Genomic DNA, 26,589 nt, shown 5'->3' with positions numbered 1-26,589 from the left:
TCAGTGGCTCCGAACAAACGCTGCGGTGGCTGCCTGCCGGGGGTAGTACAGCGGCAGCAACGGTGCGGCTTCGGTGATGGTGCTCGCGTTTTCCAGCAGTTGCAAGGCCAGACGCTGCAGATCCTGGGGGCTTTGCACATTCAGCACCAGGCCGCGCTGCGTCAGCCCCAGGTAGTCGGCGGCGCAGCGCTGCAAGGTGGTGATTTGCGTGCGCGCCTGGCGCTCCTGCGCCGGGTTGTCGCCGGCCACCAGGGCGCACACCAGGCTGGGCAGGGCGGCGTGCAAATGCAGGTGCTTGATGTGGCGGTAGGCTTGCTGCGTACCAGCCGTGCCGGGGGCAGCGAGGATCAGGGGCACGACGTTGTGCGGCTGCAGCAGGGCCGAGAGCTGCGGCACGGGCGCGTGCAGCAAGGCCACGGCGTAGCTGCGCAGCAGCGGCTGCAGCGGTGCCAGCGGCATGGCGGCGTCCAGCGGTAGTTGGCGCAGGCCGCGTGCAGCGGGCAGCACGGCAATGCTGGCGCCGTCGCCCTGCTGAAGTGCCACGGGCAGGGCGCCAGCTTGCAGCAGCTGCTCCAGCCCGGGGCTGTGTGCGCCTTCGCTGGCGCAGCCGTCGAGCACCAAGGTGGGGTAGCCCAGCTGCTGCAGCTGCTGGCACAGCAACCACAGGGTGTGCAGGGCCTGGGCGTCGGGCGCCTGGGCCACGGCGGCAAAGCGCAGGCCGCTGGCCGGCTGGCGCTTGAGCAGCCCCATGCCCTGGTGCTGGCCGCGTTCAAGCATAGTGGCCGCCTTCGCTGCTGCCGCCGGGGGTGAAGAAGAAGTTGAGCTCCATCGCCTTCGGGTCGAAGGCGGATTTGGCCGGCGCGCGCATGGACTGCTGCACCAGCTGGTGGGCGTTGGCCGCTTCCCAGTCCTCGGGCACGCGCTGGCCGTTGGTGACGCCGCGCAGCACGGCCTGGTGGCGGATCAGCGCATCGACGGCAGGGCCGAGTTTGACGGCCTCGTCCACCTTGGACAGCAGGGCTTGCTGCGGCCCATCGGTCTTGAAGGCGTCGAGCACGTCGTCGAGCGTATCGCCGTGGCAGCCGGCGTTGAGCACCAGCAGGCGCTGGATGCCGGGCAGGTCGAGCACCTCGTGCAGCTCGCGCTTGCGCGGGTCGCGCGGGGCAACGCCGGTGGTGTCGATGAGCACCATTTTCTTGCCGCTGAGCAGGCCCAGCAGGTCTTGCAGCGCGGCCTGGTCGTGCGCCAGGTGGGCGACCACGCCCAACATGCGGCCAAAGCTGCGCAGCTGCTCGTGCGCGCCGATGCGGTAGGTGTCGAGCGTGATCAGGCCGACGCTGCCGGGGCCGTACTGGCGCGCGCACAGGGCGGCGAGCTTGGCGGTGGTCGTGGTCTTGCCGACGCCGGTGGCGCCGACCAGGGCGAAGATGCCGCCCTCTTCGTACAGTGGCAGGCTGTGGGCGTCGGTCTTGAGGTTGCGCTCGAGCACTTCCATCAGCCAGCGCACGGCGTCGGCTGCGCCCAGGTCTTCGGGCAGGCGCTCGAGAATGGCGCGCGCCAGCACCGGCGAGTAGCCGGCGCGGATGAGCTTGAGCATCAGGTTGGACTGGATCGGATCCTGGCGCGCCTGGCCGAGCCAGGCCAGGGTGTTGAAGCGATCTTCGATCAGCGCCTTCATCGACTGCAGCTCGCTCATCAGGCCTTGCGGGTTGGCTGCCGGTGCCGCTGGCGCGGCCAGGGCGCCACTGTGGCGCGGCTCGATCGCCAGGTCGGTCGGGATGTGGTGGTGCAGCGGGTTGTGGCGTGCCACCACCGGGGCCGGACGCGGGGCGGGCGTGCTCTCGCGCACCGGGGCGCGGGGCGCTTCGTGTGCGCTGCTGCGCGGGTAGGCGGCCTCGGCGGCCAGATCGGTGCGCTCGGCAGCGCCAAAGTCGCGCTCGCGTTCGGCGCTGCGCTCGGGCAGGGTGTCGCGTGCGCGCTCGGCGAATGTAGGGGCGCGCTGCTGCTCGGCAAAGGTCGGCAGGCGCTCGGGCAGGGTGGGCTCGATGCGGGCGTTGGGCGGCGGGCTGCCGTGCATGGCCTCGTGGCGGCGGCGCAGCATTCGCTCGCGCACGTAGTCCTGGAACGAGAGGGTGCTCATGGCCAGCTGCTCGGTATCGGCCTCAACGCTGCGGCGGGCCGTCGCGGGCGGGGCTTTGGGCGCGGCCGGCTGCTGTGCGGGGGCCGCGCTGCGCCGAGGCGGCTCTTCGCTGCGCACGGTTTGCAGGGCCGGCTGCGCCTGGCCTTCAGCGATGTGGTCGTGGTTGAGGCTGTGCAGCGTGTCTTCGGCGGTGGCCACCACCTCGACGCCGTTGGCCGTGGCGCGGTTGGACAGGATCAAGGTGCCGTCACCAAAAGCCATGCGGGCTTTGGCCAGGGCCTCGCGCGATGTGGCGGCGGTAAAGCGTTTGATGTTCATGCTGCACCTTTGAGGATCGGGCCGATGCGGATGGTGTGGGTTTCAGGAATCTCGCTGTGCGCCAGCACTTGCAGGCGCGGGGCGACGCGCCGCACCAGGCGGGAGATGGCGCCGCGAATCGCGTCGGGCACCAGCAGGCAGGCGGGCATTCCCATTTCTTCTTGTTTGAGGGCGACTTCGGCGGCGCGTTGCGTGAGCAGGTCGGCCACACCGGGGTCGAGCGAGGGGCCGCCCTGGCCGCCCAGGGCCTGCACCAAGAGGCGCTCCAGGCCGGGCTCGATGGCGATGACGGAGAGCTCGCGCGTCGGGCCGTAGATTTGCTGCACGATGGCCGGCGAGAGGGCGATGCGCACGCGCCGCGCCAGCTCGACCGGGTCTTGCACGCTGGTGGCGTGCTCGGCCAGGGTTTCGATGATGGTGCGGATGTCGCGGATATGCACGGATTCTTCGAGCAGCAGCTGCAGCACCTTCTGGAACGTTGTGATCGACACCATTTTGGGTACCACTTCTTCAATCAGTTTGGGCGCCAGGCGTGCCACATGCTCCACGAGTTGCTGGGTTTCGGTACGCGACAACAACTTGGCCGCGTGCACTTGCATCAAGTGTGACAAATGCGTGGCCATCACGGTTTCCGAATCAACCACGGTAAAGCCTGCCATTTGCGCCGCTTCGCGCTGCGCGGCGTCGATCCAGTGCGCGGGCAGGCCAAAGGCCGGGTCGGTGGTGGGCGTGCCGATCAGCGGCGTGCTGATGCCGCCGGGGTTGATGGCCAGGAACATGCCGGGGTGGGCCTCACCTTCGCCCACGACCACGCCGCGCAGCGTGATGCGGTAGCCGCTGGGCTTCAATTCGAGGTTGTCGCGCACGTGCACGGCGGGCGGCAAAAAGCCCACCTCTTGCGCAAACTTGCGCCGCACGCCCTTGATGCGCGTGAGCAGGTCGCCCTGGCGGTTTTTGTCCACGAGGGCGATGAGGCGGTAGCCCAGCTCCAGCCCGAGCAGATCGATGGGCTGCAGGTCGTCCCAGCTGGCCTCGCCGTCGCCCGCCGGCGCGGCTGGCGCCTCGGGTTCGGGTTCGGGCTGGTTCTGCTTTTGCAGCAGCAGCCAGGCGCAGTAGCCCAGGCCGCTGCCCATGAGCAGGAACACCGTGTGCGGCATTCCGGGGATGACGCCCAGCAAAATCAAAATGGCAGCGGTAACGCCGAGCACGCGTGGCGACATGAGCAGCTGGCGCACGATCTGCCCGCCCATGTCGTGCTCTTTGCCCACGCGCGAGACCACCATGGCGGCGGCCACCGAGATCAACAGGCCCGGAATCTGCGCCACCAGCGCGTCACCCACGGCCAGCAAGATGTAGCTGTTGGCCGCCTGGCTGGCCGAGAGCCCGTGCTGCGCCATGCCAATGGCAAAGCCGCCGACGATGTTGATGAGCAAAATCAAGATGCCGGCAACGGCGTCGCCGCGCACGAACTTGCTCGCGCCGTCCATGGAGCCGAAGAAGTTGGCTTCCTCCTGCACCTCGGCGCGGCGGCGCTTGGCCTCGTCCTCGTTGATCAGGCCGGCGTTGAGGTCGGCGTCCACCGCCATCTGCTTGCCGGGCATGGCGTCCAGGGTGAAGCGCGCCGAGACTTCGGCGATACGCTCCGCACCCTTGGTGACGACGACGAAGTTGATGACCACCAGAATGGCGAACACGATCAGGCCGACGGCGAAGTTGCCGCCGATCAAAAAGTGCCCGAAGGCCTCGATCACCGCGCCGGCTGCGCCCGGGCCGGTGTGGCCCTCGAGCAGCACGACGCGGGTGGAGGCGACGTTGAGCGACAGCCGCATCAAGGTGGTGAGCAGCAGCACCGAGGGGAAGGCGGCAAAGTCCAGCGGGCGCAGCATGTAGGCGGCGACCATCATCACCATCAGCGCCACGGCGATGTTCAGCGTGAAGAAGGTATCGAGCAGCCAGGCGGGGATGGGCAGCACCATCAGCGCCAGGATGGCGACGACCAGCAGCGGGGCCGACAGCCCCTGCAGCATGGCGCCGTTGCTGCCTGCCCACTGGCGCAGGGTATTGGCGGCGTTGTTCATGCGCTAGCTCCGGTGGTGCGCTGCAGGGGGTCGAGCTCGGGCGGTACGAAGGGCTCGGGCAGCTCCTCGGGCATCCGGCCTTCGCCGCGCAGCGCGGCCTTGAGGCGGTAAACATAGGCCAGCACCTGCGCCACGGCAGCGTAGAGCTGGGCGGGAATGGGCTGCTCCAGCTCGGCGTGGGCGTAGAGCGCACGCGCGAGCATGGGCGATTGCAGCACCGGCACGGTGTGCTGCTGGGCCAGGTCGCGGATCTTGAAGGCGATCAGGTCGGTGCCCTTGGCGATGACCTGCGGCGCGTTCATGCTCTGCTCGTCGTAGCGCAGGGCCACGGCGTAGTGGGTCGGGTTCATGACGACGAAATCCGCCTTCGGCACGTTGGCCACGCTGGCGCGGTCGGCAATCTCGCGCTGCTTCTGGCGGATCTTGCCCTTGATCTGCGGGTTGCCCTCGGCCTCTTTGTGCTCCTGCTTGACTTCCTCGTGGCTCATTTTCAGGCGCGACTTGAAGAGGAAAATTTGCAGCGGCACATCGAGCAGCGCCACCAAAAACACCACCAGCAGCAGCAGCGCCAGGCCCAGGGTGAGCCACTGCCCCACCTCGGTTAACGCCAGCTTGGAGGGCTGCAGCGCCATGCGCGTCACGCGCTCGATGCCGCTGTCAAAGTACTTCCAGGCGACGAAGGTCAGCAGCGCCGTCATCAGCACCATCTTGGCGACGTTGGTCAGTTGCTGTTTGGAGAACAGGTTGGCCAGACCCTGCAGCGGGTTCAGGCGGTTGAACTGCGGGCTGATGGGCTTGAGGCTCCAGATCCAGCCGCCCGACATCACGGCGCTGGCGACCACGGCGGTGCTGGTGAGCAGCGCAAACGCCAGGCTGGCGATCAGGCCGGTGTACACCATGCTGCGCAGGCGTTCGAGCATGGTGTGCGGCGCTTGCACTGTGGCGGCGTTGAAGTGCAGCTGCTGCGCCAGGGCGGCCTGCAGGTGCTCGATCAGGGGTTGTGCCAGCACCAAGGTGGCGGCCGCGCCCATGCCCAGCACTGCCAGGTGCGACAAGTCGCGCGAGCGCGCAGCCTGGCCGTCGTCGCGGGCCTTTTGCAGCTTGCGCTCGGTGGCGGGTAGGTTTTTGTCTTGGCTGGAGTCCATGGCAGGGGCACTGAGGGTCAGGCCATTGTCGTGACGCAGCGCAAAAACTAAAGGCCGAATAGCGCCCAGGATGGGCGGCTATTCAGCCTTGGTGGACAGGCGCAATCGGTTTAAAAACCGAGACTGGCCAGAAGATCGTCCACTTGCGATTGGTCGGTGACGACGTCGGGGGTGTTCTCTGGATCGACCACCGGGCCCGACAGGTGCTCGTGCACCGGTGCCGCCGGCTGGATGGTGGGCGTGCCTGGGGGGGCCGTCTGCACCAGCAGTTGCACCAGTTGCTGCTCAATGGTGGAGGCCAGGGTGACGACGCGCGCAATCACCTGGCCGGTGAGGTCGTGAAAGTCCTGCGCCATCATGATCTCGGTCAGGTGTTCGTCGGCGGCCTGCGTCACCTGCTCCATTTCAACCAGGTGGTTGTAAATTTCGCCTTTGGCGACGGCAGCTACCGGGTCTTTGACCAGGGATGCAAGCATGCGCTTGGTTTGCGCGCCCATGTGCTCGTGCTGCACCTTGGCCTGTTCCACGCGGTACAGCACCTTCTCGGCGGCCTCGCCCGTCAGACGGGCAATGTAGGACAGGCGGCTTTGCGCATCGGGCAACTCGCCGGCGCTGCCACGCAGCTGTTCGGCGTAGCCCAGCTCGTTGAGGGCGTTGTGCAGCTGGCGCGTGAGGACACCAATCTTTTGGTGTACCTCGGCGCCGCTGTCGGGCGGCGTTTGCGGGCTTTCGTCCATGGCCTTACATCCCCAGTTTTTTGAGGATCAGGGTGACCTTCTCTTCCAGCGTGGCCTTGGTGAAGGGTTTGACGATGTAGCCGGCGGCGCCGTTTTGTGCTGCCAGCACGATGTCTTCCTTGCGCGCTTCAGCCGTCACCATCAGCACCGGCAGGTGCTTGAGTTTTTCGTCGGCCTTGATTTCGGCGAGCAGCTGAAAGCCGTTCATGTTCGGCATGTTGATGTCGGAGACGACAAAGTCGAACTTGCCGTTGCGCAGTTTTTGCAGCGCGGCCACGCCGTCTTCGGCCTCGTCGGCGTCGGCAAAGCCGCTCTCCTTGAGCAGGTTGCGCACGATGCGGCGCATGGTGGAAAAGTCGTCAACGATCAAAAAACGAAGATCAGACACAAGGGACCCCTTCGGTCAATATTTATGGGCGATGTTCTCATGGGCACGGCCGTGGTGACAAGCGGTTACGGCGGTGCGGTGGCTTGGGGATTGTCCTGCTTTTCAGATTGCAGTTGTTCTATGGTGACTTGTGGTGCGCTGCGGCCTGCCAGGCGCTCCTCGGCCTCGCGCGTGAGTACCGTGACGGTAATGCGGCGGTTGATGGCGGCGCGCGGGTCTTTGGCGTCGAGCGGGTCGCTCGCGGCCAGGCCGACGACGCGCACCAGCTTGTCGTCGGGCATTCCGGCGGCCACCAGCTCGCGGCGCGAGGCGTTGGCGCGGTCGGCCGACAGCTCCCAGTTGCTATAGCCCTTGTCGCCGTTGCCGTAGGGCGTGGCGTCGGTGTGGCCGGCGAGGCTGATGTGGTTTTCCACCCCGCCCAGGGCCGAGCCGATCTCGCGCAGGATGTCGCGCATATAGGGTTTGACCAGCGGGCTGCCGCTGTCGAACATGGGGCGGTTTTGCTCGTCCACGATCTGGATTTGCAGGCCGTCGGGCGTCACGTCCATGCGGATTTGGGAGCGGTATTCATTGAGCTTGGGGTTGCCCGAGATCATGGCGTCGATCTTTGCTTGCAGCGCCTTGATGCGCTGTGCGTCCTGGCGCGCGCGCTCGGCGCGCGAATTGATGTCCATGCGCCGCGCGGTGTTCTCCGTCGAGTCAGAGCGGCGCACCTGGCCGTGCACCTTCGACAGATCGGTGCCGCCGCCGGGGATGATGCTGGAGCTGCTGCCAGCGCCGTCGCCGCCTTGCATCGACACCTTCAGCGGCGAGGCAAAGTAGGCCGCAATGCCCTGCAAATCGCCCTTGGCGGTGGAGCCCAGCAGCCACATCAGCAAGAAGAACGCCATCATGGCCGTGACGAAGTCGGCGTAGGCAATCTTCCAGGCGCCGCCATGGGCGGCATGGCCGCTCTTTTTGACGCGCTTGATGATGATGGGTTGGAGTTTTTTCTCAGCCATGGCGTGTCAGTGTCAACACGAGCGTCAGCTCTTGCCCTTGACGTGCGATTCGAGTTCGAGAAAGCCCGGGCGCACGTCAGAAAACAGCACCTTGCGGCCAAACTCGATCGCCGTGGCCGGGTTGTAGCCCTGCATACTGGCCAGCAGCGTGGTTTTGATGCAGACAAATTCCTTGGCAGCGTCTTCGGCTTTTTGCTCCAGCAGGCCGGCCAGCGGTTCGGCCACGCCGTAGGCCAAAAAGATGCCCAGGAACGTGCCGACCAGGGCCGAGGCGATCATGCCGCCGAGCACCGCCGGCGGCTGCCCCACCGAGCCCATGGTGTTGACCACGCCCAGCACGGCGGCCACGATACCGAAGGCCGGCAGCGCGCCAGCCAGGCGGGTGAGGGCGGCGATGGGGGCGTGCGCCTCTTGGTGGTGGGTTTCGATCTCGCTGTCCATCAGGGCCTCGATCTCGTGCGCGTTGAGGTTGCCCGAAACCATCATGCGCAGGTAATCGGTCATGAATTCGACCACGTGGTGGTCCGAGCCGACATTGGGAAACTTCTGAAAAATGGGCGAATCCTTTGGGCTTTCCACGTCGCCTTCGATCGACATCAGCCCCTCTTTGCGTGCCTTTTGCAAAATTTCGTAGAGCAGCGACATCAGCTCCAGGTAACGCGCCTTGGTGTATTTGCTGCTTTTGAGCGCCGAGGGCAGCGCCGCCATGGTGGCCTTGAGCACCTTGGGCTGGTTGTTCACCACGAACGCCCCGAGGGCGCCGCCGCCAATGGTGATCATCTCGAAGGGCAGGGCTTCGAGCAGCACCTTGACGTTGCCGCCGTGGGCGACGAACACGCCAAAAATGCACCCGAAGCAGATCAGATAGCCGATGATGAGAAACATAGTGCGTGCGATTGTGGCAGACAGCTGCCCACTCTAAACCCGGGAGCAGGGTGGGCGAAAGGGGGCAATTGTCCAAGAAGCGTGGCTTTTCGCGCTTGCCCGGGGCTTTAGCGGCGGCGGCGGCTGGCTATGCTTGACGGCCATGAAAGCCGTACTGCTCGCCGGCGGGTTAGGCACCCGCATCTCTGAAGAATCGCACCTGCGCCCCAAGCCCATGATTGAAATCGGCGGGCGGCCCATCCTGTGGCACATCATGAAGATGTACTCCGCCCACGGCGTGAACGACTTCGTCGTCTGCCTGGGATACAAGGGCTACGTCATCAAGGAATACTTCGCCAACTACTTCCTGCACATGTCCGACGTCACCTTCGACATGGCCGAGAACCGCATGGAAGTGCACCACCGCCACGCCGAGCCCTGGCGCGTGACGCTGGTCGATACCGGCGCCGACACGCTCACCGGCGGGCGCCTGCGCCGCGTGCGCGAGTACCTGGCGCCGGGGGAATCGTTCTGCTTTACCTACGGCGACGGCGTGGCCGACCTGGACATGGGGGCACAGTTTGCCTTTCACCGCGCGCACGGCAAGCTCGCCACCGTCACCGCAGTGCAGCCGCCGGGGCGCTACGGCGCGCTGTTGCGCCAGGGCGATGCCGTCACGGGCTTTGAAGAAAAACCGCGCGGCGACGGCGGCTGGATCAACGGCGGCTTCTTCGTGCTGCAGCCCGAGGTCATCGACCTGATTGATGGCGATGATTCACCCTGGGAGGCGAAACCCATGCAAACCCTGGCGCAGCGCGACCAGCTGCGCGCCTTCGAGCACCAGGGCTTCTGGCAACCCATGGACACGCTGCGCGAGAAAAACCAGCTCGAAGAGCTGTGGCAGACCGGCCAGGCGCCGTGGAAATGCTGGGCATGAGTGCCGCCGTCGTCACGCCCACCCCCAGCGCCGATTTCTGGCGCGGCAAGCGCGTGCTGCTCACCGGCCACAGCGGCTTCAAGGGCGCGTGGCTGGCGCTGTGGCTCACGCGCCTGGGGGCGCAGGTCACGGGCCTGTCCCTTGCGCCCACCGCTACCCCCAACCTGTTCACCCTGGCGCGCGTGGACGAAGGCCTGCACGCCAGCCACTGGTGCGACATCCGCGAGGCCCAGGCCATGGCCGCCATCGTGCAGGGCGCCCGCCCGCAGATCGTGCTGCACCTGGCTGCCCAGGCGCTGGTGCGCAGCAGCTACGCCGAGCCGCTGGCCACCTGGGCCACCAACGTGCAAGGCACGGCCCATGTGCTCGACGCCCTGCGCGGCCAGTCTGACGCCCGCGTGGCCGTGGTCGTCACCACCGACAAGGTCTATCGCAACCGCGAATGGGCCTACCCCTACCGCGAGGACGACGCCCTGGGCGGCCACGACCCCTACAGCGCCAGCAAGGCCGCTGCCGAGCTGGTGACGGCCAGCTACCGCAGCGCTTACCTCTGCGCCCAAGGCGTGGCCGTGGCCAGCGCGCGCGCCGGCAACGTCATTGGCGGCGGCGACTGGGCAAGCGACCGCCTCATCCCCGACGCCGTGCGCGCCTGGGAGGCGGGCCGCCCCCTGGAGCTGCGCCACCCCGGCGCCACCCGCCCCTGGCAGCACGTCATCGAACCCCTGGCCGCCTACCTGCAACTGGCCGAGCGCCTGTGGGCCGATCCCGCTTTGGCCGGTGCCTACAACTTCGGCCCCCTGCCGCACGAAGCCGCCAGCGTGGGGAATGTGGTCAAAATGGCCTCTAGCGCTTACCAGGTAAGCGCAACCAGCTATCAAAATAATAGCAATCAGCCCCATGAAGCCGGCTGGCTGGCGCTGGAAACCGCCCACGCCCGCCAGGCGCTGGGCGTAGCGCCGCGCTGGCACCTGGAAACCGCCGTGCAGCGCACCGTGGCCTGGTACCGCGCGCAGGCCGACGGGGCGGATGCCCGGGCACTGTGCCTGGCTGATCTGGCCGCATGGGAAGCGGCGGCATGAGCCGCTTTGCCTGCACCCCCTTGCCCCTGGCGGGCCTCACGCGTGTGCAGCGCCAGCTGCTGGCGGATGCGCGCGGCTTCTTCGAGCGCCTGTTCTGCGCCGAAGAACTCGCCGCCTGCGGCTGGAGCGGGCCCATCGCCCAAATCAACCACAGCCTCACGCGCCAGGCGGGCAGCGTGCGCGGCCTGCACTACCAACAGCCGCCGCACGCCGAGATGAAACTCGTCACCTGCCTGCGCGGCGCCGTGTGGGACGTGGCCGTGGACTTGCGCGCCGGCTCCCCCACCTTTTTGCACTGGCACGCCGAGGAATTGAGTGCCGACAACGCCTGCGCCCTGCTCATCCCGCAGGGCTTTGCCCACGGCTTTCAGGCGCTCACGCCCGATGCCGAGCTGCTCTACTGCCACTCCCACCCCTACACCCCGGCGGCCGAGGCGGGTTGGCATCCGCAGGACGCGCGCCTGGCAATTGCCTGGCCGCTGCCGCTGGCTGAACTCTCGCCGCGCGATGCCGGCCACGCCTGGCTGACCGATGCGTTTGAAGGACTCCGCCCGTGAAGTGCCGCCACTGCGCCCAGCCCCTGACCCTGCCCTTGCTCGACCTGGGCAGCGCCCCGCCGTCCAACGCCTACCTGAGCCCAGCGGCCCTGCACGCACCGGAGGTGTGGTACCCGCTGCGCGTGCTGGTGTGTCAGCACTGCTGGCTGGCGCAGACCGAAGACCACGCCGGGCGCGAGGCGCTGTTCACCGACCGCTACGCCTACTTCAGCTCCTACTCCAGCTCCTGGCTGGCGCACGCGCGGCAGTACGTGCAGGACATGTGCGCCCGGCTGGGCCTGGGTGCGGCCAGCACCGTCGTCGAGGTCGCCGCCAACGACGGCTACCTGCTGCAGTACGTGCAGCAGGCGGGCATCCCCTGTTACGGCATCGAGCCCACGGCCAGCACGGCGGCGGCCGCACGCGCCAGGGGCATCGCCATCACCGAGCGTTTCTTCGGCGTCGCCCTGGCCGACGAACTGGCCGCCCAGGGCCGCCGGGCCGACCTGATCGCCGCCAACAACGTGCTCGCCCACGTGCCGGACATCAACGACTTCGTCGCCGGCTTTGCCCGCCTGCTCAAGCCCAGCGGCGTGGCGACGTTTGAATTTCCGCACCTGCTGCGCATGGTGCAGGGCTGCCAGTTCGACACCGCCTACCACGAGCATTACTCCTACCTGTCGCTTACCGCCGTGCAGCGCATTTTTGCCGCCAGCGGCCTGGCCGTCATCGACGTGCAGGAACTGTCCACCCACGGCGGCAGCCTGCGTGTCTTCGCCGCCCGCCGCGACGCGGCTGAGCACCCCCACGCCACGCCCGCAGGCGCCGCCCGCGTCGCCGCACTGCTGACGCTGGAGGCCGATGCGGGCATGTGCAGTGCCCATTTTTATAGCGATTTTCAGCTCCAGGCCTTGCGCATCAAGCGTGAGCTGCTCACTTTTTTATTGCAATGCCAGGCCCGGGGGCTCAAGGTGGGCGCCTATGGCGCGGCGGCCAAGGGCAATACTCTGCTGAATTTCGCCGGCGCGCGGCCTGATTTGCTGCCCTGGGTGGTGGATGCCAATCCCGCCAAGCAAGGCCAGCACCTGCCCGGCAGCCGCATCCCCATCGTCGATGAGGCGCATCTGCAGCGCGAGCGCCCCGATCGCGTGCTGATCCTGCCGTGGAATTTGCGCGAGGAAGTGGCGCAGCAGCTGGCGTATGTGCGGGATTGGGGCGGGCGATTTGCCGTGGCGGTGCCACGGTTGGAAGAATTTTGAACGCAAGGAATTGAGCCATGACGAGCAACGATCCCCGTGACCTGGACGGCAAAAACCTGCAGAACGCCATGCAGACCCTGGGGCGCAACCCCGCGTTGCGCGCGCGCATGATTGCGTTGCTGCGCGAATGCGAGGGTCAGGTGGCCTGCACAGGCGCGGTGCGCGATGAGGTGGTCGGTCCCATCATCGACGCCCTGCACCTGGACAGCGACGAGTACGAAAAAGTGCTGGCCGACGGCACGCGCTTTCAGTTCCTCTACCGTACCAAGATCGCACGGGATTTTTTGCTGGCCGAGGTTGAGCACCCCACCCACGTCTGGGAGCCGCAGACCACCAAGCTGCTGCTGGAGCTCGGCCGCGATCTGCAGGGCGATGTGTTGGTGGGCGGGGCTTACTTTGGCGACCAGGCCGTGCTGGTGGCGCGCCAGCTGGCCGGGCACGGCCTGCGCGTGCACTGTTTTGAGCCCAATCCGCAGCAGGCGCGGATGCTGCAGCGCAATATCGACATCAACCACCTGGGCAACGCCGTGGTCAACGTCGCAGGCCTGTGGCACCGCAGCGGCGAGCACATGCGCCTGGACGGATTCGACTCTTTTGCCAACATGGTGGCGGCGCAGGACGGCAGCGGCTTCGACACCGTGGCCATGGACGACTATGCCCAGCGCCTGGGCTTGCGCGTAGGCTTGATCCAGCTCGACATCGAGGGCGCGGAACTGGCCGCCCTGCAGGGTGCGCAGCAGGTGCTGGCCCGCGACAAACCCCACGTGGTCTTCGAGCTGCACCGCCACTATGTGGACTGGTCCCATGGCCTGCGCGCTACGCCCCTGTGCCAGCTGCTGCTGAACCTGGGCTACACGATTTTTGCTGTGCGCGACATCAATTCCCACCGCGAAATGCCGGGCCAACCCGTAGAGCTGGTGCCGCTCGATACGGTCTACCTTGAAGGCCCGCCGCATGGCTTCAATATGTTGGCCGTGGCCGACCCCGCCCGGGTGCAGGGTGGTGCGTTTCGCATCGTCGAGGGCGTGAGCCCCAAGCTGCTGCCGCACAAGGCGGCACAGCTGCACCACCCGGTGGGCGGGTTTTGACGCCAGCGCAGGCGGCCATGCCCGCACCTGCCGCAATCGACTTGCAGGGCCAGCGCTTCACGGTGGTGGGCGGCGACGGATTCGTGGGCCGCGCCCTGGTGCAAGCCTTACGTGCACGAGGCGCCCAGGTCTGGCAACCGGGGCGCCACCAGGCGCTGCCCTGGCCCACCCCCTTAGGCCACGTGCTGTATTGCGCTGGGCTGACGGCGGACTACCTCGTGCGCCCGCTGGATACCGTGCAGGCCCACGCCTGCCTGCTGGCGCAGGTGCTGCAGCAGCCGCAATGGGAGTCGCTGGTATACCTGTCCTCCACGCGTCTGTACGACGCGCTCGGCGTGGCCGTGGCGCAGGAGGATGCCGTACTGCCGATGAACCCGGCCAACCCGCGCCACCTGTATGACCTCTCCAAGGGCTTGGGCGAATCGCTGTGCCATGTCATGGGCCAAGGGCGCGCCCGGGTGGCGCGCCTGGCCTGTGTTTACGACGGGCCGGGAGATGCCGATGGGTTTCTGCCGCAGCTGTGGCGCCAGGTTGCCGCCGCCCATCGGCAAGGATGCCCGGAGGTGGCGGTGGCCTCGTCACCGCATTTCGAGCGCGACTACGTGCACCTGCCCGACGTGGTGGAGGCGCTGATCCGCATCGCCCTGCAGGGCCGGCAGCCGGTGTACAACGTTGCCTCGGGGGGCAACGTCTCGAATGCGGCCTTGTTCGCTTGGCTGGAGCAGCGCTGGGGTTGCCGCATTGCGGCGCAGCAGACCAGCACGCCGTCGCCTGCGCCGCGAATTTCCATCGTCCGCCTGCACGATGAGCTGCAGTGGCAACCGCAGGGGGTGCTGGATGTGATGGGCCGTTGGCCCCAGGAGGCGCCATGTTGAACACCGTGTATCTGTCCCGCACCGAACTGGCCCGCTACGTGGTGCGCCAGCTCGACCATTTCTTTCCCGATGGCACGACGCCCCAGGCGCAGGCGCAGATCGCGTCTGGCCTCGATGCGGCCCTGGCGCGTCTGGGGCGCTGCATCAACGAGGTGCGCTGGTGGACGCCGGATGCGTTTGACCACCTGCATTCCACGCAGTACACGTTTTTTCTGTACTACCTGTCCAACACCCTATGGCAAGCCACCGGAGATCGAATTCTGTGCAACAAGCTGTTCGGGCTGAACAAAGCCCTCAATGGTATTGATCTGTTCTACGAAATCGAGATGCCCGAGGTGTTTTTCATCGGCCACTCGGTTGGCATCGTGTTTGCCAAGGCCACTTATGGCAACTACTTGGTGGTGTACCAGAACTCCACCGTAGGCAAGAACCACGGCGTGGCCCCGATGTTGGGTGAAGGCGTGGTGATGTATCCCAATACCGCCATCATCGGTCGCTGCCAGGTGGGTGATGGTACGGTGCTGGCGCAAGGCACCAGCCTGGTCAACACCGATACACCGGGACACTGCACGGTGTTTGGCGCCTCCACGGGGGCGGGGGTGGTATTCAGGCCTTCGGGGCGCAATGTGCTGGAAGATATTTTTCGGCGGTAGCGGCAGACAGAGCGCGACGAATACATGCCACGCGTTTGCTGCAGAAGATGCAAAAACGCTGACTACGCCATGGCTTTGGAGGCGTATTGCAAATACGTCACTGCAAAATCGGTGTGCCCGTGGGCGTGCTCCACCTCGGCTAAGCAGGCCAGGGCAACGGGGTCGTGGGGCACGGCGCATAACACGGTTTCAGCGAGTTCTGTGATGTGAATCCAGCGGCGGTCTTCAATGGCAATTCCATGCGGTGTGTTCAGCACCTTGGCGCGATCAACCAAGGTTTGCAAGAGAGCATGGGCTTCGGTCAGCGGTACGCGCTTGCCGGGCTCGAGTCCTACGCCCGGTACCGGGGGCTGGTTCCACTCAGGGGGAAACTCCTGCACCCATTGCGCCATGGCCTGTTGTTGTGCCATCTCGTCATCGGGGTGTTGCTCTTGTGCCAGCCACTGGAGCCACATCACGCGCAGGCCCTCGCCATACAGTTGGGTGTAAATGTCTTCGCGCATCAATGGTGATTGCTCCACCTCGTCGCGCAGGCCTAGGCGTAATTGATTGAGTTGGCCCACATCGGTGGCGAGTGTTTGGGCAATGCGCAGGTATTCATCCTCATTTTGGGCTAGCCAATCGGTGTGCCCTAGGTAGGAAAGGATACCCATGCCCATGCGACTTTTGAAGCTATCTCCCACCATAGACACCAGGGGTACGCCCATCCACAGGACGTCAAAGGTAGTAGTGCCGCCCACGAGTGGGAATGGATCGAGTGCGATATCGATGCGGTGGTAGGTTAGATATTGGTTGCGGGGGTCTTGGGCAACAAGTTGCAGGCGCTCTGATGGAATTCCCAGGGCGATGCAGCGTTGACGAAATTCTGTGGCGGTGCTTTTAACATCGAGGTTTTTGCCCTCGATCAAAAGCTGGGATTGGGGTACCAGCGCAAGAATTCGCCCCCACAAGGCGAGGACGTTGTCGGTGAGTTTTCCAAGGTTGTTGCAGGAGCCAAAAGTAATATGGCCGTTGGTTAAGGCTGGTGTGGGTTGCACCAAATAACGTGGTTGATAGCGTAGCAAAGGGCCCCGAATCATGGGGCGATAGCAGCAAAAAAGAGTGGGTAGGCGATACAGGCGCTCGCTGTATTGGTCGTCGGTGCCTGGTGCGTCGGTAGTTTCGTCGGAAAATTTATAATCAATGGCATCGCAACCCGTGGTTGCTGGGTAGCCGAGCCAAGATACTTGAATGGGCGCAGGTTTGTATAACAAGGCTTGCAGGCCAGAATTTCCAGTATGTCCAGCCAGGTCGATGGCAATGTCGATTTTTTCTGCTGTAATGGCTTGTGCTTGTGTCTGCGGCGTTTGTCGTGACAGATCAATAAATTTATCAGCGTGACGTTTGATGCGCGTTGTAATGTGGTCGGATGTCGGGCAAAGGTGAAATGCCACAACTTCAAACATGCGCCGATCGAGCTGTGCAAGCAACCCTTCGACAAAATACATGACGGCATGATCGCGAAAATCTGGGGAGATAAATCCAATTCGCAAGCGGCGCCAGGGGTGGTGATCTATTTCTGAAAAATCAGGCCAATTTTCTTTTAATGGAGTGCAAAATTCCGCATTAAAATCACGGGCCAATTTGTAGATGTCGCTCGGTTTGCAGGCTGGGTCGGCCAGCATGAAAAGCAGGCTATTGGTGTAGTTGTGGAAGATATGAGGGCGCAGCGCAATGGCTTTTAGGCAGTTTTCTACTGCCTCGTGTACCTGGCCTAACTCTCTGCGGTGAATTGCTAGTTGTGTCAAGGCATCAACTTGTTCGTCAATATTTTTTGCGCAGGCGAGTGCTTTTTTGGCGGCTTCAAATCCTTTTGGGTGAAGATTGATTTGATAACAGCATTGCGCCATTTTGGTCCAGCAAATACTGTTGTCAGGGTATAGTCGCACTACTTTTTCCATCAGTGGTAGTGCTTCAGTGTTGCGCATCAAGCTAATTAATAAATTAGCGTAGTTGATCAGTAATTCTGCGTCTTGTGGCCAAAAAATACTGGCTTGGCGGTATGCGGTGAGCGCTTCTGTGGTGTCACCGCGTTGCCATAGGGCAAACCCTAGCAAGCGGTGCGCCTGTTGATGGTTTCCATTTTTACGCAGTGCTTGGCGGCATAGGCGTATAACTAAATCCCAGTTCTTGGCATCACGCGCCGCGTTGAGCCGTTCTGCTATGGCGCTAGTGCGAGATGTTGTCATGCTGAAAATTAGCCCTTGAGCAGAGAGAGCACGCTTTGCGGAATTTGATTGGCCTGGGCCACCATGGCGGTGCCAGCCTGCTGCAAAATTTGGGTGCGTGATAGGTTTGCAGTTTCTTGTGCAAAATCGGCGTCCAAAATGCGTGAACGCGAGGCTGACATATTTTCAGATGTAATGTTCAGGCTGGCAATGCTGGTTTCAAAGCGTGACTGCAAGGCACCAAGCTTGGCGCGCTCCCCGGCAATGAATGAGAGGGCTGAGTCCACCGTTTTGAGTGCGTGCGTTGCTTTGCCAAAATCGGTAATATCAAGCTCTGAAACTTTTTTCAGATCGGAATTAAGTGTACTGCCCGCCCCGCCCAGGGCTGTAGTTGTTGTGGATACAGCGCTGAATGATTTGTCTGAGTCCAAAGTGATATAACCGCTGACGCCCACGCTGGGGGTGGCGCCGGAAGCGGCTGCCAGCGTCTGGTTGGTGCCTGCCGTGGTTACGCTGCCTTTGCCGTCGCCGACAAGTTTTTGTACGGTGACGGCGCCAGCGTTGGTGCCTCCCGTTTTTCCCACTGCAATGGTGTTGCCAGTGGGGTTGGTCAGGATGATGCCGTCAGCGGTTTGGTTGAGGGATGCCACTACGCCGGTTTTTGAGGATTGCTCGTTGATGGCAGCCACTGCGTTGGCCAGGCCATCTGATCCGGATGTGGCCGAGACGGCAAAAGAGATGGTCTTCTCGTCGCTGTTGTCCGATAACAAGGTCAGGCTGTAGGCGCCGGTGGCACCAAATTGCAGCTGCGCTGTGGTGCGTGCCGAGGCTGTCACGCCCGTGTATTGGGTTTGCAGGTTAATCAGCTCGGCAGTTTTGCTGCTGTGTTCGTTGGCGCCGACGGTGATGTTTTGGCTGCCCAGTGCGCCGTTGATGGCAATCGTGCCGCCGGCCACGCCATTGGCGCTGTAGGCAGTGCTGGCAGCGGCGACCGTGGCTGTGGCATCGGCCCCGGTGGCGCTGGAGCCTGACACCTGGTTGTTGCCGTACACGCTGGTGCGCAGGTTGGCCGTGGCGGCGACGATGGTCTGGTTGGCGTTGGCACCCACCTGGAATTGTTGCGTGCCAAAGCTGCCGTCCAGCAGCTTGGCACCGTTGAATTCGGTAGTCTGCGCTACGCGGTCGAGTTCGGCCACCAGTTGGCTGACTTCTTGTTGCAATGCCTGGCGGTCAGAAGCGCTGTTGGAAGCGTTGGCCGACTGCACGGCCAGCTCGCGCACACGCTGCAAGATGTCGCCTGATGACTTGAGCGCGCCTTCCGCCGTTTGCGCCAGCGAGATACCGTCGTTGGCGTTGCGTGCTGCCTGGTTCAGGCCCCGAATCTGGCTGGTAAAACGCTCGGAAATGGCCAAGCCGGCCGCGTCATCCTTGGCGCTGTTGATGCGCAGGCCCGAAGACAGGCGCTGGATGGATGTGTTAAGCGAACCCTGGCTCACGCCCAGGTTGCGTTGGGCGGTGAGTGAGGCAATGTTGGTATTGATGGTCGAGGCCATGGGTTACTCCTGTTGCGCGAGGGCGTGACGTGCAGGCAATGGCGCCGTAGCGCGGGGCCGGTGCAAGCGTCAGCATTCCGGCGGACTTTGGGGAACGTGGGCTGATTGTGGTTGGCGTACCGGCTGGGCGTTGGAGGGATAAGCGGCAGCAAAACCGCGCTTTCTTTGCGTTTGGGCCTAAAGTTTTCCGGGCGCTGCCCGAAAACACATCCAACGGGCGGTTGCCAGTGGTGCGATCCCCGCCGTTCTTGAGCCGGCACAGGGTTGGCGCACAGAACAACCCTCCGTCAGTCTTTGTTTTTTTAGGAGATTCGCAATGGCCGCCTCCATCATGACCAACATTGCCTCGCTCACCGCCCAGCGCAACCTGGGCGTGAGTCAGAGTTCGCTCAACACATCCATCCAGCGCCTGTCTTCGGGCCTGCGCATCAACAGCGCCAAGGATGACGCAGCCGGCCTGGCCATCTCGGAGCGTTTCACCGGCCAGATCCGGGGTCTGAACCAGGCAGTGCGCAACGCCAACGACGGTATCTCGCTGGCGCAAACGGCGGAAGGTGCCATGAAGGCATCGGGCGACATCTTGCAGCGTGTGCGCGAGCTGGCCGTGCAGTCGGCCAACGCTTCCAATAGCGCATCGGATCGTCAAGCTCTGCAGCAGGAAGTGGGTCAGTTGGTGTCGGAGCTCGACCGCATCTCGCAAACCACTGAATTCAACGGCGCTAAGCTGCTCGATGGCAGCTTTGGTACGCAGCAATTCCAGGTGGGGGCCAACGCCAACCAAACCATCGTCGCCGCCACAGCCAACCTGCGTACCAGCGTGTACGGCAACAACCAGGTGTCGGGCACCAATGCTGCCGGTACGGGTGCTGCTGCAACTTCTGCGGCATCGAACGCCTATGCCACCAACGGGGTGACGGGCGGCACGATTGCGATCAATGGTGCTTTGGGGAGCAAAAACATCACCACGGTCACCAATGAGACCTCGAAAACCACGGCGGAATCGATCAATTTGCAGTCGCAGTACACCGGCGTCACGGCGACGGCGCGTACCGCTGTGCAGCTGGGGTTTGGTGGTACTGGGGCTTATTCTCTGTCCGTGCAGTCTGGCGACTCGGCAGTCCAAAAAATTTCGTTCTCTTTGTCTGCCACCAGTGGTTCGGATGGTCTGTCTACAGCAATTTCTGCCATCAACGAGCAGTCTGCCAAAACGGGCGTGGTTGCCTCTTTGAACGATACGGCCACCGGGATCATTCTGTCGAATGAGACAGGTGTGAACATCATGGTTGGCAATTCGGGTACGTCTTCAAACGCTGCCGCTGTGAGTGTTCAAAAAATGGCGGGCGATGGCAAGGGTGTGATGGCTGCGGCAGGGTCGGCCGTCAGTATTTCCACTGCCTCTACGGCGGAAAACGTTACGGTCAGTGGTTACCTTACGCTGGACTCAGATAAGTCGTTCAGTGCAGTATCCACGACGACCACGGCATTGCAGGCAACCCCTGGTACGGCCAGCTCTGACTTGAAGAAAGTGGCAGACCTCGATATCACCAGCTTCGGCAAGGCGACCCATGCCCTCAAGACTGTCGATTCGGCGTTGTCCTTCATTGCTGGCGAGCGCGCCAAGCTCGGTGCCCTGCAGTCGCGTTTTGAAACCAGTATTGCGGCACTGCAAATCACTTCTGAGAACATGTCTGCCTCGCGTAGCCGTATTTTGGACGCTGACTTTGCGGCAGAAACCGCCAACCTGTCGAAGGCGCAGATTCTGCAGCAGGCCGGCACCGCCATGGTGGCCCAGGCCAACCAGCTGCCGCAGGGCGTGCTGGCCCTGCTGCGCGGCTAAGCGGCAGGAATTGGCTTGGCCGGGGCCTGATGCCCGGCCGGGTTGACAAGACAAGGCGGCGGCAACCAAGGGCCGCCGCCTTGTGGCGCTGGAAGAAGACCAAAGCTTGGATTGGGGGGGATTGGGGACGTTTATCGGTGTGCCACCGGAACGTTTTTTTCTGATAATGATCGGATTCGTAGAGTCCTTCCCTGGAGGTGTGTCATGGCCAGTTTTTCTTCCATTGGTGTGGGCCTGGGGGGGAGTGTCGATGTCAACGCGCTCATCAAGGCGTCGGTCGATGCGGTCAAGTTGTCCATTACCCGCCCTAACGGGCTGAACGATCAGATCAAGCTGACGGATGCCAAGATCTCCACCTTCGGGCAGGTCAAGTCGCTGGTGTCTTCGCTGCAGCTGGCGGCGGGCAAGCTCTCTAGCGTAACGGGCTGGAATGCTGTTTCCGCCAGCTCGTCGGACAGCAAATTTGTGTCTGCCACCGCCATTGGCGGCACGGTGGAGACGACCTTCAACGTTGAAGTCTCGCAGCTGGCCAAGGCCCAGGTGTCCACTGCGGATGCCATCCCGACCGGCACGGGCGTGGGGGCCGGAACGTTGCACTTGCAAATGGGCAAATGGTCGGGCGGCAGCTTTACGGCGGGCACGACGCCGGGGGTGGATATTGCGGTTTCGGCATCCGACACGGTGGCCGATGTGGCGGGCAAGATCAACGGTGCCAACACCGGCGTCACGGCCACCATCCTTACCGATACCTCTGGCCAGCGCCTGATGCTGCGCAGCAAGGCCACGGGCGAAGAGTTTGGTTTTCAAATGACGGTCACCACGGGCGATCCTGCGGGTTTGCAGCGCCTGAGCAATGGCCTCTCTACCGACCCCGGCGCCAACGCGGGCGCCAACGCCAAGGCCAGGATCAATGGCAGCTACGACGTTACTTCGGCCACCAACACGTTTGAAAACGCCGTTGCGGGCGTGACGTTCAAGGCCGAGCAGGTCACTACGGCACCCATCGCCATCACCGTATCCAAGGACAACTCGGCGATCAAAAAGAACATTGAAGATTTGGTCATTGCCTATAACGCCGTCAACCAGGCACTCAACGATTTGACCAAGTACGACGCAGGCACCAAACAAGGCGGCTTGTTGCAGGGCGACTCGACGGCGGTGGGTTTGCAGAACATGCTGCGCAACGCCATGCTGTCGGTGTCGAGCAGCACGGGCACGATGAAAACGCTCTCCAGCATTGGCCTGGGCATGATCAAAGGTGGAGATTTGAGCATTGACAGCACCAAGCTCGCGGCTGCCATGCAAGATCCTGCCGGGCTCAAGGCTATGTTTGTGGGCGCCGATGGCAATGGCAGCACCGTCGATGGTGTGGCCGAGAAAATCAAGGACGCCACTTCCAGAATGCTCGATTCCAGCGGCTTTTTTGCCTCCAAAGACGCACAGCTGAAAAAAGTCAAGGAGCGTGATGTGAAGGAAATTGCGCGGGTGAATGACCGAGCCGATAGTACGGAGTCTTTGCTCAAGGCGCGCTACACCGCGCTTGATTCGCAGATGAGCAAACTGACCGCGCTCAATGCCTATATCTCGCAGCAGGTGACGACCTGGAACAAGTCGAACTGACCTACAGTTTGCCGGCGCTAGGCCGATAAAAACACCAGTCAGTTCCCAAGGATAGCCACCCATGTTCGCCGCTCGCAACCCCCGTGCCGCATCTGCTTACCAGCGGATCAATGTGGAAACCAGTATGCACACCATGGACCAGCACCAGCTGGTCAGCCTGCTGTACCAGGGTGTGCTCAGCTCGATTGCTACCGCGCGCGGTGCACTCGCGCGCGGCGATGTGCCAATCAAGTGCAGCAGCATCTCCAAGGCGGTGCGCATCATCGAAGAGGGCTTGATGACCGCCCTCGACAAAGACGCCGGTGGTGAAATTGCCTTGAACCTGGAAGCGCTCTACGACTACAGCCTGCGCCGCCTCATCCTGGCCAATTCGCGCAACGACGATGCCATGCTGGCCGAGGTCGCCAGCCTGATCGAGCCCATTGCCCAGAGCTGGAGCCAAATTAGAACCCCCGCGCCCGCCGCCCTCGATGCTGCGGCGCAGCCCACCCCGGCCCTGATTCCCACCCCGCCCGCCACGTCCGTGGCTTCCCGCGCTGCCGCGCGTTTTGCCACCATGGGGGCCTAGCCATGCCCGAAATGCTGATTGATTACTACAAAGCCATTGAAGACAGCAGCGCCAAGATGCTCGAAGCTGCCAAGTCGAAAGATTGGGATGGCGTGGTGCGCTACGAAGGCACTTGCGCCGTGCTGATCGAGCAGCTGCGCAACCAGTCGCAGCGCCAGGAGCTGCTGCCCGAGCACCGGCGCGAGAAGGTGCGCATCATGCAGCGCATCCTGCGCAACGATGCCCAGATTCGCTGCCTGGCCGAGCCCTGGATTGCCCAATTCGAGCACCTGTTTGACGGCCAGCCGCACACCATGCATTGAGTTTGAATTTGATGAAATAAGGCTCTAGCGCTTATTTGGCAAGCGCTAGCAGCTATCAAATAAATAGCAAGGCCCGCTCAATAGCGGGCTTTTTGCATGGGATAAGCCGGAGGGCTCGGGCTCAGACCTGCATGTTCATGATGTCGGAATAGGCTTGCACCATGCGGTTGCGCACATGCAGCGTGGCCTGAAAGCCGATTTGTGCTTTTTGAATGGCCACCATGGTTTGCTCCAGGCTGACCGAGGGGTTGTCGAGCTGGACTTCGCGCTTCATGGCGTCGGCCTGGTTTTGGGCTTGGCTGACGGACTGCAGGGCGTCTTTGAAGGCGGTGGAAAAGCCCTCCTGCCCGGCGGTGGCCGCAGGGCGGCGCGCCACGCCCGTACCGGCCAGGGGGGCGGTGCTGGTGCTGTTGATGCGCAAATCCATGGTGGGCTCTCGTCGTGGCAATGGGGGATGGGGCGATCCTAGGGCTTGGGCGCGGCGCCATCTTCTGGAATAGATGGCCAAAGGCGCGCTTTATTGTGTGAATGGGTACTTGCGCTGCGCCAATAATCGGCACACCGCTGATTCCCTTTGCGGTTTTGATATTCGATCCACACCATGTCTGCCGTTGCTGAAGTTCCCGACAACCCGCCCGCACCGCCCGTGACGCCCACGCCGCCTGCGGCGGGCTTGCCGGCGTTGCGCCAGCGGCTCGAAGCGCTCGACCGCAAGCAGCGTATGCAGCTGGTTGCCGGCCTGGTGTTGTTGGTGGCGGCGGTGGTGGCGGCGATTTTGCTCAACCGCCAGCCCGACTACCGGGTGCTGTTTGCCAACCTCAGCGACAAGGATGGCGGCGCCATCGTCGCCCAGCTGGCGCAGATGAACGTGCCCTACAAGTACACCGAGGGCGGCGGCGCCATCATGGTGCCGACCGAGCGCGTGCACGATGTGCGCCTCAAGCTCGCCACCCAGGGGCTGCCCAAGGGCTCGGTAACGGGGTTCGAGTTGATGGAGAACGCCAAGTTTGGCGTCACCCAGTTTCAGGAGCGGCTGAATTTTCAGCGCGGGCTCGAAGGTGAGCTCACGCGCTCCATTCAGGCGCTCGACTCGGTGCAAAGCGCGCGCGTGCACCTGGCGCTGCCGAACCAGAACGGTTTTTTCCGCGAGCAGCAAAAGCCTTCGGCCTCGGTGCTGCTGGGGTTGTACCCGGGGCGGTTTCTCGATCGGGCGCAGATTGCCGGCATCGTGCACCTGGTGGCGTCGAGCGTGCCCGAGCTGCAGCCGCAGGCGGTGAGCGTGGTGGACGATACCGGCAAGCTGCTGTCGCAGACGCCCGAGGGCGGGCCGGGCAGTGGCGGCTCCAGCATTGATGTGCAGCAGGTGCAGTATGTGCAAAAGCTCGAAGAGCAGTACCAGCGCCGCATTCTCGACATCCTGGAGCCCGTGGTCGGGCGCGGCAACGTCAAGGCCCAGGTGACGGCGGAGGTCGATTTCAGCCAGACCGAGCAGACCTCGGAGCAGCACCGCCCCAACCTGGCGCAGGACGCCAGCGCGGTGCGCAGCCAGCAGGTAGTGGAGAGTGGCGGCCCCGGTACGGTGCTGCCCTCGGGTATTCCGGGGGCGGTAAGCAACCAGCCGCCGCAGGGCTCGACGGCGCCCATCAATGGCGCCAACCCGGCGCCCTCGGTGTCGAGCAGCCAGCCCGGCGGCAGTGGCAGCGGCGGTGGCGTCAAGCGCGAATCCATCACCAATTTTGAAGTAGACAAGACCGTGCGCGTGACCCGTGCGGGCGGCGGCAATGGCAGCATCAAGCGCCTGACGGCGGCCGTGGTCGTCAACTACCAGCCCAGCCAGGGCGACAAGGGCCAGGTGGAGAACAAGGCCCTGGCGCCCGAGCAGCTCGAACAGATGACGGCCCTGGTGCGCGAGACCATTGGCTACAACAAAGACCGGGGCGACTCCGTCAACCTGATGAACACTTTGTTCCAGCCCGAAAAAGCGATCGAGCCCCTGCCGTTGTGGAAGCAGCCCGAAACCGTGGAGCTGGCCAAGAGCTTTGCCTGGCCGGTGGGCATGGTGCTGTTTGCCATGGTGGTGCTGTTTGGCCTGATTCGCCCGGCGCTGCGCCAGCCCAAGCTCGAAGAGGTGCAGGAGGCGGTGGCGATTGCCGAGGCGCGCAGCCAGCTCGATGCGCTGGAGAACGACGACGTCGATCGCCCGGCGCTGCCGGCGAAGAAGGTGGTCGATCCCGGTCCCTCGCCTGAGGAGCTGCGCCTGGAGGAGGCGCGTTTGCTGGCCAAGGAAAACCCGATTGCGGTCGCCAACATCCTCAAAACCTGGGTCAATGGCGAGGCGCCTTGACCTCGCCAGGGCGGGCCGCCTTATGCTTGGCTTCTTTGCGATGGATGGAATACAGCCATGGATGAACAAGGGCTCAACGATGCCGCGATTTTGCTGATCTCCCTGGGGGAGGAGGCCGCCGGTGAGGTGTTCAAGCACCTCTCGCCCAAGGAGGTGCAAAAACTCGGCGAAACGATTGCGCGGATGCGCGCCATTTCGCGCGACAAGGTGGACGACATCGTCTCGCGCTTTTCCGAGGACGCGGCGGCGCAAAGTCTGCTGGTGTCCGATACCGGCAACTACGTGCGCTCGGTGCTCAGGCGGGCGCTGGGGGACGACAAGGCCACGCTGCTGATCGACCGCATTTTGCAGGGCGGTGACGTCTCGGGCATTGAGAGCCTCAAGTGGATGGATCCGCTGTCGGTGGCGGAGCTGCTGCGCAACGAGCACCCGCAGATCGTCGCAGCCATCCTGGTGCACCTGGATGTGGAGCAGTCGTCGGCCATCCTGATGCAGCTGACCGATCGCCAGCGCTGCGAAATCATGCTGCGCGTGGCCACGCTCGAAGGTATACAGCCGACGGCGCTCAAGGACTTGAACGAGGTGCTGTACAAGGTGCTCGCCGGTGGTGACAAGATTCGCAAGAGCTCGCTCGGCGGCGTCAAGACGGCGGCGGAGATCATCAACCTGATGAGCTCGGGCGTGGATGCCACGGTGCTCGAATCCATCCGGGGCTACGACCCCGACCTGGCGCAAAAAATCATGGACAAGATGTTCGTCTTCGAGGACATCGGCAAGCTCGACGACCGTTCCATCCAGACGGTGCTGCGCGAGGTGGCGTCCGAGACGCTGATCGTTGCCTTGAAGGCGGCCTCGAACGAGCTGCGCGAAAAAATCCTGGGCAATATGTCCTCGCGCGCTGCCGAAGCCATGCGCGAAGACCTGGAGGCGCGCGGGCCCATGCGCCTGTCCGAAGTCGAGACGCAGCAGCGCGAAATCATCAAGACCGTGCGCCGCCTGGCCGAAGAAGGCCAGATCGTGCTCGGCGGTGGCGGGGCCGACGATGCGCTGGTGTAACGCC

Annotated in this window: 24 protein-coding genes; 13 read left to right on the top strand and 11 right to left on the bottom strand. The window is 63.7% G+C overall.

The window, feature by feature from the left end:
* From G7045_RS12965 to motA, 8 genes are all read right to left on the bottom strand, one after another.
* Entirely contained in the window at positions 1–777 is a 777-nt protein-coding gene (locus tag G7045_RS12965; RefSeq protein WP_166160005.1) for a hypothetical protein, read from the bottom strand.
* On the bottom strand, positions 770–2,458 hold the full coding sequence (flhF, locus tag G7045_RS12960; RefSeq protein ID WP_166160004.1) for a flagellar biosynthesis protein FlhF: 1,689 nt from the start codon (positions 2,456–2,458) through the stop codon (positions 770–772). Before flhF ends, G7045_RS12965 begins: the two co-directional genes overlap by 8 nt.
* The gene (gene flhA / locus G7045_RS12955) at positions 2,455–4,536 is read right to left on the bottom strand and encodes a flagellar biosynthesis protein FlhA (RefSeq protein WP_166160003.1); all 2,082 of its coding nucleotides are present in this window, start codon (positions 4,534–4,536) and stop codon (positions 2,455–2,457) included. Before flhA ends, flhF begins: the two co-directional genes overlap by 4 nt.
* Entirely contained in the window at positions 4,533–5,681 is a 1,149-nt protein-coding gene (locus G7045_RS12950) for a flagellar biosynthesis protein FlhB (protein ID WP_166160002.1), read from the bottom strand. Before G7045_RS12950 ends, flhA begins: the two co-directional genes overlap by 4 nt.
* A gap of 110 nt (positions 5,682–5,791) precedes the next feature.
* Entirely contained in the window at positions 5,792–6,418 is a 627-nt protein-coding gene (locus tag G7045_RS12945) for a protein phosphatase CheZ (RefSeq protein ID WP_166160001.1), read from the bottom strand.
* Positions 6,419–6,422: 4 nt separating this feature from the next.
* Positions 6,423–6,806, bottom strand: coding sequence for a chemotaxis response regulator CheY (gene cheY, locus G7045_RS12940; RefSeq protein WP_255492040.1), 384 nt, complete (start codon positions 6,804–6,806; stop codon positions 6,423–6,425).
* A gap of 65 nt (positions 6,807–6,871) precedes the next feature.
* Complete coding sequence (gene motB, locus G7045_RS12935) at positions 6,872–7,807, bottom strand: flagellar motor protein MotB (RefSeq protein WP_166160000.1); 936 nt, start codon at positions 7,805–7,807, stop codon at positions 6,872–6,874.
* A 24-nt stretch (positions 7,808–7,831) separates the two neighbouring features.
* On the bottom strand, positions 7,832–8,692 hold the full coding sequence (motA, locus tag G7045_RS12930) for a flagellar motor stator protein MotA (RefSeq protein WP_166159999.1): 861 nt from the start codon (positions 8,690–8,692) through the stop codon (positions 7,832–7,834).
* A 142-nt stretch (positions 8,693–8,834) separates the two neighbouring features.
* On the opposite strand from motA, the gene rfbF reads away from it, so the two are divergent.
* The 7 genes from rfbF to G7045_RS12895 are packed head-to-tail and all read left to right on the top strand — an operon-like array spanning position 8,835 to position 15,098.
* The gene (gene rfbF, locus G7045_RS12925; RefSeq protein WP_166159998.1) at positions 8,835–9,608 is read left to right on the top strand and encodes a glucose-1-phosphate cytidylyltransferase; all 774 of its coding nucleotides are present in this window, start codon (positions 8,835–8,837) and stop codon (positions 9,606–9,608) included.
* Positions 9,605–10,687: a CDP-glucose 4,6-dehydratase gene (rfbG, locus tag G7045_RS12920; protein ID WP_166159997.1), complete on the top strand. Its 1,083-nt coding sequence runs from the start codon at positions 9,605–9,607 to the stop codon at positions 10,685–10,687. Before rfbF ends, rfbG begins: the two co-directional genes overlap by 4 nt.
* Positions 10,684–11,244 (top strand): dTDP-4-dehydrorhamnose 3,5-epimerase family protein, encoded by a 561-nt coding sequence (locus G7045_RS12915; protein ID WP_166159996.1) that lies wholly within the window; start codon positions 10,684–10,686, stop codon positions 11,242–11,244. Before rfbG ends, G7045_RS12915 begins: the two co-directional genes overlap by 4 nt.
* Positions 11,241–12,482, top strand: a complete 1,242-nt coding sequence (locus G7045_RS12910; protein WP_166159995.1) for a class I SAM-dependent methyltransferase — start codon at positions 11,241–11,243, stop codon at positions 12,480–12,482. The genes G7045_RS12915 and G7045_RS12910 overlap by 4 nt, the downstream gene beginning before the upstream one ends.
* A gap of 17 nt (positions 12,483–12,499) precedes the next feature.
* Positions 12,500–13,570 (top strand): FkbM family methyltransferase, encoded by a 1,071-nt coding sequence (locus G7045_RS12905; protein WP_240919227.1) that lies wholly within the window; start codon positions 12,500–12,502, stop codon positions 13,568–13,570.
* Between the two features lie 17 nt (positions 13,571–13,587).
* Positions 13,588–14,445: an NAD(P)-dependent oxidoreductase gene (locus G7045_RS12900; RefSeq protein ID WP_166159994.1), complete on the top strand. Its 858-nt coding sequence runs from the start codon at positions 13,588–13,590 to the stop codon at positions 14,443–14,445.
* Positions 14,439–15,098, top strand: a complete 660-nt coding sequence (locus G7045_RS12895; RefSeq protein WP_240919226.1) for a hypothetical protein — start codon at positions 14,439–14,441, stop codon at positions 15,096–15,098. Before G7045_RS12900 ends, G7045_RS12895 begins: the two co-directional genes overlap by 7 nt.
* A gap of 62 nt (positions 15,099–15,160) precedes the next feature.
* Here G7045_RS12895 and G7045_RS12890 read toward each other — a convergent pair whose 3' ends face one another.
* Positions 15,161–17,326, bottom strand: coding sequence for a tetratricopeptide repeat protein (locus tag G7045_RS12890; RefSeq protein WP_166159993.1), 2,166 nt, complete (start codon positions 17,324–17,326; stop codon positions 15,161–15,163).
* An 8-nt stretch (positions 17,327–17,334) separates the two neighbouring features.
* Positions 17,335–18,858, bottom strand: coding sequence for a flagellin (locus tag G7045_RS14855; RefSeq protein ID WP_166159992.1), 1,524 nt, complete (start codon positions 18,856–18,858; stop codon positions 17,335–17,337).
* Between the two features lie 316 nt (positions 18,859–19,174).
* On the opposite strand from G7045_RS14855, the gene G7045_RS14850 reads away from it, so the two are divergent.
* The 4 genes from G7045_RS14850 to G7045_RS12865 all read left to right on the top strand — a co-directional run bounded on the left by G7045_RS14850 (position 19,175) and on the right by G7045_RS12865 (position 23,185).
* Positions 19,175–20,695, top strand: coding sequence for a flagellin (locus G7045_RS14850; RefSeq protein WP_166159991.1), 1,521 nt, complete (start codon positions 19,175–19,177; stop codon positions 20,693–20,695).
* A 204-nt stretch (positions 20,696–20,899) separates the two neighbouring features.
* The gene (gene fliD, locus G7045_RS12875) at positions 20,900–22,315 is read left to right on the top strand and encodes a flagellar filament capping protein FliD (RefSeq protein WP_166159990.1); all 1,416 of its coding nucleotides are present in this window, start codon (positions 20,900–20,902) and stop codon (positions 22,313–22,315) included.
* A gap of 61 nt (positions 22,316–22,376) precedes the next feature.
* Positions 22,377–22,883: a flagellar export chaperone FliS gene (fliS, locus tag G7045_RS12870; protein ID WP_166159989.1), complete on the top strand. Its 507-nt coding sequence runs from the start codon at positions 22,377–22,379 to the stop codon at positions 22,881–22,883.
* A gap of 2 nt (positions 22,884–22,885) precedes the next feature.
* Entirely contained in the window at positions 22,886–23,185 is a 300-nt protein-coding gene (locus tag G7045_RS12865) for a flagellar protein FliT (protein WP_166159988.1), read from the top strand.
* Between the two features lie 121 nt (positions 23,186–23,306).
* Here G7045_RS12865 and fliE read toward each other — a convergent pair whose 3' ends face one another.
* Positions 23,307–23,612, bottom strand: a complete 306-nt coding sequence (fliE, locus tag G7045_RS12860) for a flagellar hook-basal body complex protein FliE (protein WP_166159987.1) — start codon at positions 23,610–23,612, stop codon at positions 23,307–23,309.
* A gap of 174 nt (positions 23,613–23,786) precedes the next feature.
* Between fliE and fliF the strand changes: the two genes are divergently transcribed.
* Positions 23,787–25,529 carry a flagellar basal-body MS-ring/collar protein FliF gene (gene fliF, locus G7045_RS12855; protein WP_166159986.1) on the top strand — a complete coding sequence of 581 codons (1,743 nt, stop codon included), beginning with the start codon at positions 23,787–23,789 and terminating at the stop codon, positions 25,527–25,529.
* Between the two features lie 57 nt (positions 25,530–25,586).
* Positions 25,587–26,585, top strand: a complete 999-nt coding sequence (gene fliG, locus G7045_RS12850; protein ID WP_166159985.1) for a flagellar motor switch protein FliG — start codon at positions 25,587–25,589, stop codon at positions 26,583–26,585.
* Positions 26,586–26,589 lie beyond the last annotated feature (4 nt).

The organism is Acidovorax sp. HDW3, assembly GCF_011303755.1.
Taxonomy (GTDB): Bacteria; Pseudomonadota; Gammaproteobacteria; order Burkholderiales; family Burkholderiaceae_C; genus Paenacidovorax.
Note: the sequence above shows the minus strand (reverse complement) of the source record. Positions and strands in the feature narration are given on the sequence as shown.

Bases quoted from the DNA above. Each gene is read 5' to 3' on its own strand.
- motA (WP_166159999.1), bottom strand. From the start codon at position 8,692: ATGTTTCTCATCATCGGCTATCTGATCTGCTTCGGGTGCATTTTTGGC.
- G7045_RS14850 (WP_166159991.1), top strand. From the start codon at position 19,175: ATGGCCGCCTCCATCATGACCAACATTGCCTCGCTCACCGCCCAGCGC.
- G7045_RS12965 (WP_166160005.1), bottom strand. From the start codon at position 777: ATGCTTGAACGCGGCCAGCACCAGGGCATGGGGCTGCTCAAGCGCCAG.
- fliS (WP_166159989.1), top strand. From the start codon at position 22,377: ATGTTCGCCGCTCGCAACCCCCGTGCCGCATCTGCTTACCAGCGGATC.
- motB (WP_166160000.1), bottom strand. From the start codon at position 7,807: ATGGCTGAGAAAAAACTCCAACCCATCATCATCAAGCGCGTCAAAAAG.
- flhA (WP_166160003.1), bottom strand. From the start codon at position 4,536: ATGAACAACGCCGCCAATACCCTGCGCCAGTGGGCAGGCAGCAACGGC.
- G7045_RS12915 (WP_166159996.1), top strand. From the start codon at position 10,684: ATGAGCCGCTTTGCCTGCACCCCCTTGCCCCTGGCGGGCCTCACGCGT.
- fliF (WP_166159986.1), top strand. From the start codon at position 23,787: ATGTCTGCCGTTGCTGAAGTTCCCGACAACCCGCCCGCACCGCCCGTG.
- G7045_RS14855 (WP_166159992.1), bottom strand. From the start codon at position 18,858: ATGGCCTCGACCATCAATACCAACATTGCCTCACTCACCGCCCAACGC.
- fliE (WP_166159987.1), bottom strand. From the start codon at position 23,612: ATGGATTTGCGCATCAACAGCACCAGCACCGCCCCCCTGGCCGGTACG.
- G7045_RS12865 (WP_166159988.1), top strand. From the start codon at position 22,886: ATGCCCGAAATGCTGATTGATTACTACAAAGCCATTGAAGACAGCAGC.
- G7045_RS12905 (WP_240919227.1), top strand. From the start codon at position 12,500: ATGACGAGCAACGATCCCCGTGACCTGGACGGCAAAAACCTGCAGAAC.
- flhF (WP_166160004.1), bottom strand. From the start codon at position 2,458: ATGAACATCAAACGCTTTACCGCCGCCACATCGCGCGAGGCCCTGGCC.
- G7045_RS12890 (WP_166159993.1), bottom strand. From the start codon at position 17,326: ATGACAACATCTCGCACTAGCGCCATAGCAGAACGGCTCAACGCGGCG.
- fliD (WP_166159990.1), top strand. From the start codon at position 20,900: ATGGCCAGTTTTTCTTCCATTGGTGTGGGCCTGGGGGGGAGTGTCGAT.
- G7045_RS12945 (WP_166160001.1), bottom strand. From the start codon at position 6,418: ATGGACGAAAGCCCGCAAACGCCGCCCGACAGCGGCGCCGAGGTACAC.
- rfbG (WP_166159997.1), top strand. From the start codon at position 9,605: ATGAGTGCCGCCGTCGTCACGCCCACCCCCAGCGCCGATTTCTGGCGC.
- G7045_RS12950 (WP_166160002.1), bottom strand. From the start codon at position 5,681: ATGGACTCCAGCCAAGACAAAAACCTACCCGCCACCGAGCGCAAGCTG.
- G7045_RS12895 (WP_240919226.1), top strand. From the start codon at position 14,439: ATGTTGAACACCGTGTATCTGTCCCGCACCGAACTGGCCCGCTACGTG.
- fliG (WP_166159985.1), top strand. From the start codon at position 25,587: ATGGATGAACAAGGGCTCAACGATGCCGCGATTTTGCTGATCTCCCTG.
- rfbF (WP_166159998.1), top strand. From the start codon at position 8,835: ATGAAAGCCGTACTGCTCGCCGGCGGGTTAGGCACCCGCATCTCTGAA.
- G7045_RS12900 (WP_166159994.1), top strand. From the start codon at position 13,588: ATGCCCGCACCTGCCGCAATCGACTTGCAGGGCCAGCGCTTCACGGTG.